Annotated in this window: 2 protein-coding genes; both read left to right on the top strand. The window is 56.2% G+C overall.

Features of this window, described 5'->3' with window-relative positions:
• A partial coding sequence (locus EAY64_RS20140; RefSeq protein ID WP_500784355.1) for a response regulator occupies window positions 1–177 on the top strand: 177 nt, incomplete at its 5' end.
• 36 nt (window positions 178–213) lie between these two features.
• Window positions 214–530, top strand: a 317-nt coding sequence (locus tag EAY64_RS20135; protein WP_199734508.1) for a chemotaxis protein CheW, incomplete at its 3' end; no start/stop codon positions are given.

The raw sequence follows: 530 nt of genomic DNA, 5'->3' as shown, positions 1-530 counted from the left end.
CTGATCAAGAGCGATCCGCGCTTTGCCGGCATCCCGGTATTGATGCACTCCTCGCTGTCTGGCACTTCCAACCAGAAGCTGGGGCAGTCGGTCGGCGTTGATGCCTATGTATCCAAGTTCGAAGCCCAGAAGCTGTCGATGAAACTGCGCGAAATGCTCAGCCTGGCAAAAAACTAAACCAGACCGGGTCACTACCCGGGAGAGGGACCAACCATGTCAGCCACAGATGCATCCTTGCTTGCCAGTGTCGATGCCCGTACCAAACTGGCAGGCTCCAACAAGATGGAGATCCTGCTGTTTTCGCTGGGCACGCGCGAAACCTTTGGCATCAATGTGTTCAAGGTGAGGGAAGTCTCGCAGACGCCGGCCATCACCAAAACCCCCAATATGCCGTTTGGGGTGCAGGGTGTGCTGTCCTTGCGCGGCAACATCATCCCGGTGATTTCACTGGCCAGTTTTGTCGACCCCGAACGCGGGCAGCACAAGTTCGATACCATGATCGTCACCGAATTCAACAAGAGCACTCAGGC

The sequence above is a fragment of the Aquitalea palustris genome (assembly GCF_003693445.1).
Taxonomy (GTDB): domain Bacteria; phylum Pseudomonadota; class Gammaproteobacteria; order Burkholderiales; family Chromobacteriaceae; genus Aquitalea; species Aquitalea palustris.
This window is presented reverse-complemented; position numbering and strand designations above follow the sequence as displayed.